This window comes from [Clostridium] symbiosum ATCC 14940 (assembly GCF_000466485.1).
Taxonomy (GTDB): Bacteria; Bacillota; Clostridia; order Lachnospirales; family Lachnospiraceae; genus Otoolea; species Otoolea symbiosa.
The window spans coordinates 38,535-50,959 of the sequence record NZ_KE992875.1; the positions used below are offsets into that span (position 1 = coordinate 38,535).

12 protein-coding genes are annotated in these 12,425 nt (G+C 50.9%); 1 reads left to right on the forward strand and 11 read right to left on the reverse strand.

Going from position 1 to position 12,425, the window contains the following annotated elements; genetic code table 11:
* Nucleotides 1–24 precede the first annotated feature (24 nt).
* The 8 genes from CLOSYM_RS08440 to CLOSYM_RS08475 all read right to left on the reverse strand — a co-directional run bounded on the left by CLOSYM_RS08440 (nt 25) and on the right by CLOSYM_RS08475 (nt 8,853).
* Nucleotides 25–1,002, reverse strand: a complete 978-nt coding sequence (locus tag CLOSYM_RS08440; RefSeq protein WP_044902267.1) for a tRNA dihydrouridine synthase — start codon at nt 1,000–1,002, stop codon at nt 25–27.
* Nucleotides 999–3,014: a cobyrinate a,c-diamide synthase gene (locus CLOSYM_RS08445; RefSeq protein WP_021641795.1), complete on the reverse strand. Its 2,016-nt coding sequence runs from the start codon at nt 3,012–3,014 to the stop codon at nt 999–1,001. Before CLOSYM_RS08445 ends, CLOSYM_RS08440 begins: the two co-directional genes overlap by 4 nt.
* Nucleotides 3,001–4,440 (reverse strand): precorrin-6A reductase, encoded by a 1,440-nt coding sequence (cobK, locus tag CLOSYM_RS08450; protein ID WP_021641796.1) that lies wholly within the window; start codon nt 4,438–4,440, stop codon nt 3,001–3,003. The genes CLOSYM_RS08445 and cobK overlap by 14 nt, the downstream gene beginning before the upstream one ends.
* Nucleotides 4,433–5,233, reverse strand: coding sequence for a precorrin-3B C(17)-methyltransferase (gene cobJ, locus CLOSYM_RS08455; protein WP_004462320.1), 801 nt, complete (start codon nt 5,231–5,233; stop codon nt 4,433–4,435). Before cobJ ends, cobK begins: the two co-directional genes overlap by 8 nt.
* A gap of 212 nt (nt 5,234–5,445) precedes the next feature.
* Entirely contained in the window at nt 5,446–6,489 is a 1,044-nt protein-coding gene (locus CLOSYM_RS08460; protein ID WP_021641798.1) for a cobalt-precorrin 5A hydrolase, read from the reverse strand.
* Nucleotides 6,470–7,267, reverse strand: a complete 798-nt coding sequence (gene cobM / locus CLOSYM_RS08465) for a precorrin-4 C(11)-methyltransferase (protein WP_021641799.1) — start codon at nt 7,265–7,267, stop codon at nt 6,470–6,472. Before cobM ends, CLOSYM_RS08460 begins: the two co-directional genes overlap by 20 nt.
* Nucleotides 7,268–7,367: 100 nt before the next feature.
* Nucleotides 7,368–8,567, reverse strand: a complete 1,200-nt coding sequence (gene cbiD / locus CLOSYM_RS08470; protein ID WP_021641800.1) for a cobalt-precorrin-5B (C(1))-methyltransferase CbiD — start codon at nt 8,565–8,567, stop codon at nt 7,368–7,370.
* Nucleotides 8,568–8,634: 67 nt separating this feature from the next.
* Nucleotides 8,635–8,853 (reverse strand): small, acid-soluble spore protein, alpha/beta type, encoded by a 219-nt coding sequence (locus CLOSYM_RS08475; RefSeq protein WP_003506815.1) that lies wholly within the window; start codon nt 8,851–8,853, stop codon nt 8,635–8,637.
* 301 nt (nt 8,854–9,154) lie between these two features.
* Between CLOSYM_RS08475 and CLOSYM_RS08480 the strand changes: the two genes are divergently transcribed.
* Nucleotides 9,155–9,877, forward strand: a complete 723-nt coding sequence (locus CLOSYM_RS08480) for a LytR/AlgR family response regulator transcription factor (RefSeq protein WP_021641801.1) — start codon at nt 9,155–9,157, stop codon at nt 9,875–9,877.
* A gap of 82 nt (nt 9,878–9,959) precedes the next feature.
* Here CLOSYM_RS08480 and CLOSYM_RS08485 read toward each other — a convergent pair whose 3' ends face one another.
* From CLOSYM_RS08485 to CLOSYM_RS08495, 3 genes are read right to left on the reverse strand one after another with little or no spacing between them, the layout of a single operon-like run.
* Nucleotides 9,960–10,895 (reverse strand): DUF4097 family beta strand repeat-containing protein, encoded by a 936-nt coding sequence (locus CLOSYM_RS08485; protein ID WP_003506810.1) that lies wholly within the window; start codon nt 10,893–10,895, stop codon nt 9,960–9,962.
* Entirely contained in the window at nt 10,892–11,782 is an 891-nt protein-coding gene (locus tag CLOSYM_RS08490; protein ID WP_003506809.1) for a DUF1700 domain-containing protein, read from the reverse strand. Before CLOSYM_RS08490 ends, CLOSYM_RS08485 begins: the two co-directional genes overlap by 4 nt.
* Before the next feature lie 5 nt (nt 11,783–11,787).
* Nucleotides 11,788–12,102, reverse strand: a complete 315-nt coding sequence (locus tag CLOSYM_RS08495) for a PadR family transcriptional regulator (protein ID WP_003506802.1) — start codon at nt 12,100–12,102, stop codon at nt 11,788–11,790.
* Nucleotides 12,103–12,425: the final 323 nt, after the last annotated feature.

Below are 12,425 nucleotides of genomic sequence, written 5' to 3' on the forward strand. Positions count from 1 at the left end.
CGTACCGGCGGCGTCCTCACCTGCTTAATTAAATTCCTCGAATAATGCCCCCACAGCATCAAGATAAGCCACTGCATTCTGAGCTTTTTTTATTTTCTTTATATACTTCTCCTTTTTTCCCTCACCGCCGTCATCGAAGAGCCCGGCCATATAAAACCATAATTCCTTCATCTTAAAGAGAGTATTTCTGTCTCCCGACATTATCTCCTGATAGCCGTAGAAGATCTGGTCATGGAAGGCCCTTAACGTGGCTTTATCCGGCTTTGAACGCTCCTTTATCCCTTTTACTTCGGCGAAAAGCCACGGATTGGCAACGGCTCCCCTGCCTAACATAATACTTTTAAGCATTGGAAATTCATCTTCCGGAAAGTCTGACCGGAAGCGGGCGCATTCTTCTTTTGTAAAGATGTCCCCATTATAACAGACCGGATTATTGCTGCCCCTCACTCCGCGGCAAAACACCTCCCGTTCCGGTTTATTGGCATAAAAATCACTGCGGACCCTGGGATGTATGATCAATTCTTTCAGAGGGTACCGGTTATAGATTTTTAAAAGCTCTACAAATTCATCGTGGCTTTCCATACCGGTTCTTGTTTTCACGGAAACCTGGACAGCTTCCGTTTCCAGCCCGGAAAATACCTGCTCCAAAAAACGATCCAGTTCATTTGGAACGGACAGGAAACCGGCCCCCTTATTTTTTGCGGTCACAGTGGCGGAGGGACAGCCCAGATTCAGGTTAACTTCCCGGTAGCCATAGCTGCTGAGTTCCTTGGCCGCCCAGATAAAATCCTCCGCTTTATTTGTCAGGATCTGTGGAACCAGGGATATCCCGGCATTATGTCCGGGAAGGATATCATTTTTCTCCCGGGAACTCAGCTTATGATTCTGGGCAGGCGAGAGAAAGGGCGTAAAGTATTGATCTGCGCCCGGAAAAAATCGGTGATGGGCATTCCGGTAGACATATCCGGTTATCCCCTCCATCGGTGCAAAATAGTATTTCATATCGTATCTTTCCTCCATAACCTGCACTGTTCCAGCCACCATTCCGTAAAAGACGGAGCAGACAGATAATAAAAATGCGGAAAGCCGCAGATCCGGGGTCCATCCTGGTGGATACAGTGCCAGCTCCTGTCGGACGCCGGTTTCTCAGCCAGCCAGTCCTCCCCCGGATCACCGCTCTCCCAGTAGTGAAATTCATGGCCTTTAATTTTCATTCCGCCAGGCCCTGTCAGACTGATATAGCCGAACCGGCCGAGTCTTCCCGTATTAAATGCCTTTTGCTTGTAAATTTCAGCCATTTTATAAACGCTGCCGTCACTGCCCTCGAGCATCTCATGTAAATATAAAAAACCTCCGCACTCTGCCAGAACAGGCATACCGGCCAGCCAGGCCTCACGGATGGATTGAAGCATTTCTTCATTAGAAGAAAGCTTCTCTGCATAATTCTCAGGATAACCTCCGCCAAGTATCAAGCCGTCCAGGCCCTTTGGCAGATTCCTATCGTGAATGGGACTGAAGCAGACAAGCTCCGCCCCCTGCTCTTTTAAAAGCTCCAGATTCTCATGGTAATAGAAGCAGAAGGCTTCGTCCCGGGCAATGCCTATCCTTACTTTTTCTTCCGTATGTGCTGAAAAAAATGCCTGACGGTTCCCCGCATCATTCTCCGGCGCGCTGGGAAGAAGCTCCTTCGCCTGATTCGCTATGGCCAGGATGCGCCCGATATCCACCGTCTGTTCCATCTGCCCCGCCAGCTTTTCTATCCTCTCCTGAAGCGCTTTTGTCTCCCCCGGCAGAAAAAGGCCCAAATGACGGCTTTCAAACCGGTATTCCGGTGAATCGGGAAGACAGCCCACAACCGGTATTCCGGTCTCCGCCTCGATCCGTTCTTTCAATCGTCCGCAAACGGAAGGTGAAGTCCGGTTCAGTATGATTCCCTCTATCCGGCTGTCCTTCCTGAGAGCTGCAAATCCTTTCACCGTAGCGGCCAGGGACAGCGACGCTCCTTTGCCGTCCATTACCAGAATCACCGGAGTCTCTGTTATCCTTGCGATGTCATAGGCGCTGGCCCGGGTATCGATTCCCCCCACGCCGTCATAATATCCCATCACTCCCTCGATCACGGCAATGCCGGCTCCGGCCCTCTCTGCTGAACGGACAAAATTTTCCTTCACAGCCCCCTCCTCCAAAAAGAAGCTGTCCAGATTCATCCCGGGAATCCCAAGGACATAACGGTGGAACATCGGATCGATATAATCGGGACCGCACTTAAACGAACATGGATGAAGACCTCTCTGTTTTACCGCCTGCAGGAAGCCGCAGGTCAGCAATGTCTTGCCGCTTCCGCTCCCCGGCGCAGCAAACATGATTCTGGGCATCCCCTCTTTCTCATGCCCGGAGGACGGTTCTCTTCCTCCGAATGATATGATATAGACGGGATTCTGCCCCTGCATCAAATGATAGCTCCCTGTCCTGACCGCCCTGGATACCTGAACCTGTACAATCTCCGCCTCGATTCCCCGGTTCTTAAGCATGGCAGTCACCAAAGCCAGAGATTCCAGGGCGATCACATTGATAACAATCCTCATCTGCCCATTGAGGGAAAGCAGCAGCTCGACAACCGCCTCCAGATTGCCCGACGTTCCTCCGATAAATGCATGAGTAGCCACCGGCGTTCCTCCAGCCGCCTCCCCGTCCCCGCTTTCCCCCTTATTCCGCCTGTCCGCTATCCGTTTTATCTGTTCCAGGGCATCCCCTTCCACCACCGTCAGGTTTCTAAGTCCGGCCTTCTCTCTGTTCTTACAAATCAGTTCCACCGCCTCCGCCTTCTTCTCGAACGCATATGCGGCCTTTATGGGGCGGCAAAGCAGCGCCTCGATGGCGACGGAACCGGTTCCGGCCCCGATATCCCAAAGCAGGGAACCTTCCCCGAGTTCCAGTTTGGACAGGGCTACCGCCCGGACCTCGCTCTTTGTCATCGGAACCTTTCCTCTGATAAACCAATCATCTCTCATCATTTTCTTCCTCAATTAATACAAGGCTGAGCGGCTCAAATTCTCTGCCGCACAGGCTCTTTGCCGAACCTTCCGTTATCTGCTCATCCCGGTAAGAAAGTTTCTCCCCCACCGTAACTTTCACGTGCCCGAATCCCGATTCCGTGAGACGGCGGCAGAGTTCCCCGGCGCCGTTCTTCCCACCGGTTAGAAGGAAAATCTTCCGGCAGCCGCTCTTTAGAGCCGAAGCCGCATCAAACTCATAGCCATGGGCCGATGCAAGCAGGGCGTCATCCCAGGAGATTCCCAGCCTGGCCGCAAAATAGCTGACCGAAGAAATACCCGGCAGCACCCGGAAGCTGCAGCCGTTTTTCTTAAGCCTCTCCGCCAGTTTTCTGGTTCCGCTGTGAAAACCGCTGTCCCCGGAATACAGTATGACGGCGCGCTGCCAGTCATGGTGGAGCCGCAATGCCTCCTCCACCTCAAAGTCCAGATAAGCCGTCTTAACGGCAGGCAATTCTCCCTCCGTCTGTTCCCGTTTGATACAGGCGGCCGCCGCTTTAAGCATTCTGGGCGCTCCAATCAGAAAATCGCTGTTTCGGATCGCCTCCCGCACCTCCTGTGTCATCAGCGCCTCAGAGCCCGGTCCGATGCCCGCAAGCAGCACCTCCCGTCTTTCAAACGGCGTTCCTCTGACGGAAAACCGGCTCAGCTGTGAATAAATTTGGTTCATCCCGGAGCCGGTTTCTTTCGGATGTCCAATGATAATCACTGAAACGCCGCATTCCCTGGCAGCCTCCAGCTTCTCATCGAAGCCTCCCGCCTTTCCCGTCTCCTTAGTCACAAGATAGGCGGCGTTTGTCTGGCGCAGCATGGCAGCGTTCATCTCCTTTGTAAACGGTCCCTGCATACAAATCAGGTGTTTACCCGTAATGCCAAGCTCCTCGCATTTCCCAACTGCAAATGAGGAGGGAAGGACGCGCGCAAAAATCCGGTGTTTCAGTTTTTCCGTTCCGGCAAACGCCGCCAGTTCATTGCTGCCGGTTGTGACAAAAATATTTCCCTTTGTCTCCTCCAGCCATTTGGCGGCCTCCTCCGGTGTGGAAAACAGCTCGTCTCCCGCATTTTCCCGTTCATCCTCCGTATTTCTTAAATACCGCAGATATGCGGTTCCGGTATCACGGCAGGCCGACTTTATATTTTCCGTCGCATTCCTCGCGTACGGGTGAGTGGCGTCAACTACAAGCTCTATCGCTTCGTCCGCGATAAATGCCCTCATCTGCCCTGCATCCATGGGGCCTGTCAAAGGACGTACATACAGATCCTCCTTCAGAAGCTCCCTTCCATACTCCGACACCACGCTGACATAAGCCGGGATCCTGTTTTCACTGCAATATTCCGCCAGAATCCGGCCTTCCGTCGTTCCGCCGAAAATCAGTACCTTACACATTTTTATACCCTCTTGGCGTGACCATTCTGCCGCCGGCCTCCTTTGTCATCCTGTTGCCGATAAACACGGTGGTAAACATATCGGCCGGTGCATCCTTAAGCTGTTTCAGCGTCATTATTTCCATATGTTCTCCCGCGCGCCCGATATTCCTCACAAGGCCGCAGACCGTCTCCTCCGCTTTATATTCCAGCAGAATCTCACAGGCCCGTTTCAGATAATCCGACCGCTTCCTGCTCGCCGGATTATACAGGCAGATATTGAAGTCCCCCTCCGCCGCCGCTCTGAGGCGCTTCTCAATCACTTCCATCGGCGTAAGCAGATCACTTAAACTTATCACTGCAAAATCATGGCCCAGAGGCGCTCCCAGAACGGCCCCTCCGCTCAGAGCCGCCGTAACGCCGGGTATCACCTCCACCTCCACATCGGGGAAGCCTGCCGCCAGCAAAAGAATCAGACCGGCCATTCCGTATACGCCGCTGTCCCCGCTGCAAATCATGGCCGTCACCTTTCCCCTTGATGCCGTTTCAAGAGCCATCAGACAGCGTTCCTTCTCCTGCCGCATCGGCGTCGTAAGAAATTCCCTGCCGGGGAAATGTTCCTTTATCAGATCAATATAAACTGTGTATCCGGCTATCACGCTGCATTCTTCCAATACCTGCGCCGCCCTTATCGTCATCTGCTCATACGCTCCCGGGCCGATGCCTACCACGTATAATTTCTTTTTAAGCGCTTCTTCCTTCACTGCTTTATCCCGCACTTTCTCAATCTCTATTGTTTTATCCTGCATATGCACTGTTGTTCCTCTCCCGGATTATTTTATCGGATATCTAAAACGTTACTGTTCACACGGTTGTATTCCGCGAGGTGTTTTCGTGCGCGTTTTGCACGAAAATCCTGAGTTTTACGGCGCGAAACGGCGCTTTTTGCCGTTTCTGTGCATCGCGAAGCGTGTTATTGTTCGCAGCACGCTGCTTTTTGGCGGGGAGGGGGGGGTGAACAGTAACTCTAAAACCGAATCGTAATTTCTTCGACTGCAATAGCCGCGGTCACAGAAGGAAAAACTCTTCTTCCTGCTGCCAGAACGGCTTTTTTTCCCCTCATACCGGCCCCCGCCAGAGCGGCGCGCTCACAGACATTTCCGACGCCGGTGACGCCCCTTACAAATTCTGATTCGGCAAAACTGCCGTCCACCTTCTGAAGCTCTTCTGCTGAAAAAACGTTCCACAAAAGCCCTCGCGCCGCCGCCAGCTCTATAAGCGCGGCTTCGTCCCGCTTCAGCTCAATGCTCGCCAGCATTCTGACAGCTCTTTCATCAAACCCGCTGCCGGACAGCATCTGTCTGGCAGCTTCCTCCACCGCAGCGGTAGAAACGCCTCTCCGGCACCCCATGCCGAGAACCGCAGCCCTGGGAATCAGGCGGAGCCGGCTGGTACCCCTGCCGGGAAAACCGGCGCTGTTACCGTCCGAACTGCGGCAGGTGACATGGATATTTTTTCGCCGCCATACCCCTTCGGTCAGCGGCTCCGGTATTCTGCCCTCCACCGGAAAATCACTGAAAAAGCCTACCGGCTCGCCCCGCAGGACTGCGGCGGAGATTTCCTTCGCCTCCTTTAAATCATCGATCGCCAGTTCATTTTTCTTTGCAAACAAATCTACCGCAAAAGCATGGTTTATATCGGTAGCCGTAGTTATCACCGGCTGTGCGCCCAAAATGGATGCCGCCGCCAGCGCCAGTTCATTGGCTCCGCCAAGATGGCCCGACAGCAGGGAAACGGTAAAATTCCCCAGCTCATCTACCACGATCACGGCCGGATCCCTGTCTTTTCCTTTCAAACAGGGCGCAATCGAACGGACTGCGATACCGGCTGCCCCGACAAAAACCAGTCCCTCCTCATCCCGAAAGGCTGTCTCCACGAATTTACTCAGGGGGATTTTAAGCTTCTGCACCGAAAAGGCCCGGGACTGATGCCCCAGGTCCTTAAATCCTCTCTCCAACCGCTCCGCCGTCCTTCCTCCCTGAACGGTAAAACTAATAATTGCCAGCCTCATCCTTATGCTCCCCCTTCCCATCCGCCAGCCCAGTCCTGAATCCGGTGGTAAAGGCGGGGTCATAGAGTTTTGATCTCTCGTAGCAATTGTGGGCAATGGCATCGCCTACCAAAATCAGCGCCGTCTTTGTGATATGCTCCCTGGCGGCTGTCTCCTTCAGTGTTCCCACCGTGCAGAGCATTTTCTTTTCATCCGGCCACGTTGCTTTATAGACAATGGCTGCCGGCGTATCTTTCTCATATCCGCCCCGTATCAGCTCCTTAGACAGCGGCCCGAGCATTCCTGTGCTTAAAAATACCGCCATGGTCGCCCTGTGAGCGGCAAATGACGCAATGCTCTCCCGCTCCGGTACCGGCGTTCTTCCCGCCATCCGCGTAATGATAACACTTTGCGATATGCCCGGAAGCGTGTACTCCAGATTCATTGATGCCGCCGCCCCGCAGAAGGAACTGACGCCGGGACACACATCATATGTAATTCCAAGCCGGTCCAGGAAGTCCATCTGTTCACGGATTGCTCCGTAAATACTGGAATCGCCCGTGTGGAGCCTGACCGTCTCCATCCCTTTATCCTCCGCCTCTTTTATCTTCCCGATCACCTGCTCCAGTGTCATCCCCGCACTGTCATGGACAAGACAGCCTTTCTTCCTGTACTCAAGAAGTTCCGGATTAACCAGCGAACCTGCATAAATAATCTGATCCGCCTCCCCAAGAAGCCTGGCTCCCCGCACCGTAATAAGATCCGCCGCACCTGAACCGGCCCCTACAAAATGTACCATCTGTTTTCCTCCCTGTAAATTCTCTGCAACATCTTTATCTTATATTTCGCATTTATTCATATTTATTAATAATTATACATATATGCCATTGTTCCAGTTATCAATCTTTTAATGCTCTGTCCTTAACGATAACCGCGCTCTGCTCACAGGCCGCCGCCTTCAATAATACGGTAAGCTCCGCCGCTCCTTCCGTCGCCGCCAGAAGCCCCTTTTCCTGGTTAAACAGAACCACCTCTGTTTTTACGGCGAAACCATCCTCCAGGTTCTTTTTTACCCGGCCCGCCGCCTCATCCATAACCGCTCTCAGGCAGCCCTCTCTTTCAAGAAATTCGGCTGCCTCATCTGTCGTATTCATGCCATGGAGCCGGTCGGCCGCTTCCGGCCCGAGCCCCGCCTTTCGGGCGCAGTCGGCCAGGATCTCCATTCTTCTGTCTCCATACTTCGAATGGGTGTTCATCACGCCTCCCGCTACCTTGATGAGCTTCCCAAGATGGCCGGCAAGAAGAACCCTGTCAATCTTTTCCTCCTTCATCATACGGAAGGTATCTCCTATGTAATTGCTGCACTTGACAAAAGAGGACATATCAAGCCCAAATTCCTCCCTGAGAAAACGTTCCCCGTAATTTCCCGGGGCTGCCGCCAATATTCTCCTGCCCTCCGAAGCCCTGACTCTGATATCCAGGCGTATCGTCTCGAGCAGCGCATTCTCGCTCATCGGATTCACGATTCCGGTAGTGCCAAGCACGGATATCCCTCCGGTTATTCCCAGTGCAGGGTTGAAGGTCCTGCCTGCAAGCTCCTTTCCTTCGGGTATGGAAATCTCTATTATAATTCTCTCGTCCGGCCTTCCATAGCAGCACCTTGCCTCAAAAGCCGCCTCAAGAATCATCTCTCTGGGAACCGGATTAATGGCATAGTGCCCGACAGGACAGGATAGCCCCTTCTTTGTTACAATCCCGACGCCTTCGCCTCCGGTCACATAAACTCCCGGATACCGGTCCGAAGTATAACAGGGCTGTCCCGGGTCTTCCTGTCCCGCCAGACACGCTTTTGCACAAATCAGAGTTCCGTTCGTGACATCCGGGTCGTCACCCGCATCTTTTTTCACTGAGCACATAGCCCAGCCACCCTTTTCAGCGGTAAAATGAACAACCTGGATTGCCGCCCGCCGTCCGCCCGGCAGAAGTACTGAAACCGGGCTTTCTTTCGTCCCGGAGCAGAGTAAACGCACAGCTGCCCAGGCAGCCGCGGCCGCGCAGGTTCCCGTCGTATATCCGCTTCTGAGTTTATTTTTCTCCATTCCTCTTTGGCCTTTCCCCAGCAGAATCAAAATTCGTATAAATGATTTCGATATCCATTATATGGGATCAGTTGTTATCTTTCAATACTTCCTTTTTCATTTCTCTTTTCCGCTTTGTAATAAGACCGCCGATCCGGCCGCTCTCTTTAGCCGTCAGACTGCGCCAGCCGCCGTTTATCACCTTGTCTGCCAGCCCCAGTTCGGTGGCAATTTCAAATTTCATCATATCCTCCGGTTTCAGATCCGCCGGATCGAATTTATCGTTTTTCTTAGCTTTATTTTCCATAATAAAAGCACACTCCTTTCCAAAATGTACTTAGAGTATGCCCCGCGGTTTCCTGTATATACAAAATTTATATATTTATTCCAGATTATAGCAGTTCAGACAGCATAACTACTTGTGCTCCGGTTTTAATACCCTGTAAAATACAGTTATAGTTGACTGCACTATTATTCAGAATATACTTAAATCAGAACACACTTCAAGTTTTTTACATATTTCGACATGTTTTTACCAACATTTTTTTCAAACATCGCTGCTATTTTGTTAAAATAGAAACGAGAATTTGTAACTAGGGGAGATTTAAATGAACATTGCTATTATAGAAGACTCCGGGCAGGAACTGTCTCTGCTGGAACGCTGCCTCCAGTCATACCTGTCAAGCCGCCAGGTGTACAGAGTAATTGACACCTACACTAGCGGAGAAGCTTTTTTAGAAAACTGGCCTTCCAAATCCTATGATTTGATTTTTCTGGACATACTGATGGAGGGCATCTCCGGCATAGAGGTTGCGAGAAAAATACGGGAAACCGATTCGGAATGTCTTCTGATTTTCATCAGCTCCAGCAAAGAGTATGCGCTTCAGGGCTTTGAAGTACGCGCCTTTGATTATCTGCTGAAGCCGCTGTCCGAGGAACGGTTTCAAAAAACCATGGATCTGTGCCAGAATGAACTGGCTAAGCATATCCGTTATATCGAGGTAAAAGAAAGCCGCACGCTGGTCAAAATACCTCTTAATGAAATTATCTATACCGATTATTATAATCACTATATTCAAATCCACACCGGTGCCAGACTGATCCGCTCCTACCAGCAGTTCGACGTGTTTTCGCCGCTCCTGCTGTGTTATCCTCAGTTTCTCTGCTGCTACCGCAACTGTATCGTAAATATGGATCATGTAGACTCTGTTGATAAGCACGACTTTGTGATGGAAAATGGAGAACGGGTTCCCATCACCCGGGGCAACCGTAATTCAATTTACCAACAGTATGCCGATTATCAGTTTTTAAAAATAAACGGCGGTATTTAAAATGTATTTTTATGCACCAACAACAGGCGCAGCCATGTCCGCTCCGGACGGCTGCGCCTGTCTTGAATTTATGTCTGCTGCTTTAATTGCCGCCGGTGAATTGTATCTCGGCAGAACCTGCCGCGCAGTCAATCTTCACCGTCTTCCCGCTCTGAGCATTTATTTTTTTATCATTGGACAGGCCCGAATAAACAGACTCTCCGATCACAACATTTCCCACCGCATTTTCAAGATAAAAGTTATAATCCCGGTCACTGCCCGGCAGGAATACACGGACGGCCCCGGCCTTTGACTCAGTCTCCAGATAGGTTTCGAAATCGCCTGATGCCGTAATGCTGCCGGCCTCCACCGTGAGTTCTGCATTTGACGCCCGGAAGCTGCCAATCCTCACTTCACCGGCCTGTACCTTTGCCTCCAGATCATCGGCGCTGATGGCTCCGGCCTCCATATATCCGGCTTTTGCCTTCAGCTCCGCTTCCCGGAACCGGTATCCGGAAGGAATTTCCACGATTCCCTCTGTATAGCCGGTAATTCTGCCGGACCATGACGAGCCTCTGTAAGAAAATGAATAATCCACAGAGAGTTCATTTGGCCCGTCATTCTCTGTTTTAATCCTGGCATAACGGTCTTCTTTCATATAAACCCGGATTTCGTTAGTCAGTTCAGGGTTTTCTACAATTTTCACCGCCGCCCTTTCGGCTTCAATTTCAATCTTTGCAATATTGGTATAAGAGCCGACGAGCATCATTTCGTTTTTCTCGGAAATGTTAAAATCATCGGAATAATCCCAATCCTCTTCCGGCTCCAGGTCTGAATCGTAGTCTCTGATTTGGACTCTGCCAGGCCGCAGGGCATTCCCGATGCTCTTCATTACGCCGAAATTAAAATGGTATCCGGCCAGGCTGTTGTATGACTTCTCTTGGACATTCCCGACAGCAGCCGCCAGCGCTGTAATCGCTGTGCCGATAAACAGCAGGGTTACTCCGGCTATTACAATTCCTTTCATCCATTTTCTCATCTCTCATCCTCCTTGCGGCAATTACCGCTCTGATTGCCGGGATTCTTCCCTCCTTTATGAAACAATTTCTTTACGAAGCCGGCGATCCCCATAACCGCCCACGGAAGAAACTTTCCATAGAACAGCCAGGAACAGCACAGCAGCAGTAATCCCGCGCCTGTAAATACAAGACCCAGCCCTATGCTCATAACGCCAATCCAAAAGCTGCCGAAGAGCTGTATCAGGCCGGTAACCACCATGGCTATCCCGCCAAGAATACCGGCTAATGTCAAAACTGCAAGAACCAGCAGGCAGACCGCCAGCACAGCAACAAATCCGGTAGCAGTTCCAAACGCGCCGAACACGGCCGCTATCACAAATGGTCCTGCAAAAAGAATGCCCAGGGCTATCAACAGGTACTTCCACCACTTTCCGTCATCCGGATTAGCGCCCTGGCTCTTATCGGCATAACTTCCCTTTTCATAGTAACTTCCCTTTTCATAATTTCCCCGGCTGCCGGAATTACCGGTTCTTTCTGCTCCCCGATATCCATTGCCCCGGTATTCCCTGTCTCTGCGGTACTCTCCGCCGCTGCGGGATTCTCCGTCCCGGCTATGCTCCTGCTGCTCCCTGCCCTTCACAGCCGGATAGGACGATGTATTGAACCGATGATCATCATAGCCGTTATCTGTAAATTCTCCCGCGCCTTCCATACCTCCTAAAAGTTCCGTGCGGATCATCGAAGCAATCCGTTCAGGGCTTCCGAATCCTTCCAGAACCTCTGCCTCTCTCTCCGGACCGGCCTCCTCCAGATAGTCGCTGTAGTAGTCTATGGCATCTCTCTTATCATCCTCCTGAATATCCTGAAGCAGATATTCCAGTTGTCTTATAAATTCTTCTTTTTTCATCTTCTTCATACCTCCCCCAGGATTTCTGATATTCTGCGTGAGTAGATACTCCACTCACTCTTATAGAGGTTCAGCTGAGCGCGTCCGTTCTCCGTTATCTTATAGTATCTCCTGTTTCTTCCGTCAATAGCCATATCATAGGTTTCCAGACATTCTTCTTTCTGAAGGCGTCTCAGCACCGGGTACAGGGTCGATTCTGAAATTTCAATAGCCCGGCGGACATCCTGGGTAATTTTATACCCGTAAGTTCCCTGATTCTCCCTGGAAACAGCCGCCAAGACAACTGCATCCAGAAGCGCTGCTCCTGTGTTAAATACCATTCTCTCACTTCCTGTTCTGTAGACTTTGTTTACCAATAGGAACTTGTGTTACTGTTCTATCCTTTATAACGAGTTGCGGTTCATGATTACTGCAATAATATTATAATATTTTTAATATTGTTTAATTCTTAATATTATCTTATTATCAATATTACTTTTCTTTCAATATTATATGTTATATAATATATAAGTATTATAAAACACAGGACTGATATTGTCAATCCTGTGTTTCTGTTTTCTATATATGCAAAAGCTTTAACTGACTACGGCAGCCTGTGCGCGGAGCGTGCAGGTTATCGTTCTGGCTTTAGCCAGTTGAAGGC

Coding starts and splice junctions, on each gene's coding strand:
- CLOSYM_RS08440 (WP_044902267.1), bottom strand. CDS start 1,002: ATGAAATACTATTTTGCACCGATGGAGGGGATAACCGGATATGTCTAC.
- CLOSYM_RS08445 (WP_021641795.1), bottom strand. CDS start 3,014: ATGATGAGAGATGATTGGTTTATCAGAGGAAAGGTTCCGATGACAAAG.
- cobK (WP_021641796.1), bottom strand. CDS start 4,440: ATGTGTAAGGTACTGATTTTCGGCGGAACGACGGAAGGCCGGATTCTG.
- CLOSYM_RS08460 (WP_021641798.1), bottom strand. CDS start 6,489: ATGAGGCTGGCAATTATTAGTTTTACCGTTCAGGGAGGAAGGACGGCG.
- cobM (WP_021641799.1), bottom strand. CDS start 7,267: ATGGTACATTTTGTAGGGGCCGGTTCAGGTGCGGCGGATCTTATTACG.
- cbiD (WP_021641800.1), bottom strand. CDS start 8,567: ATGGAGAAAAATAAACTCAGAAGCGGATATACGACGGGAACCTGCGCG.
- CLOSYM_RS08475 (WP_003506815.1), bottom strand. CDS start 8,853: ATGGAAAATAAAGCTAAGAAAAACGATAAATTCGATCCGGCGGATCTG.
- CLOSYM_RS08480 (WP_021641801.1), top strand. CDS start 9,155: ATGAACATTGCTATTATAGAAGACTCCGGGCAGGAACTGTCTCTGCTG.
- CLOSYM_RS08485 (WP_003506810.1), bottom strand. CDS start 10,895: ATGAGAAAATGGATGAAAGGAATTGTAATAGCCGGAGTAACCCTGCTG.
- CLOSYM_RS08490 (WP_003506809.1), bottom strand. CDS start 11,782: ATGAAAAAAGAAGAATTTATAAGACAACTGGAATATCTGCTTCAGGAT.
- CLOSYM_RS08495 (WP_003506802.1), bottom strand. CDS start 12,102: ATGGTATTTAACACAGGAGCAGCGCTTCTGGATGCAGTTGTCTTGGCG.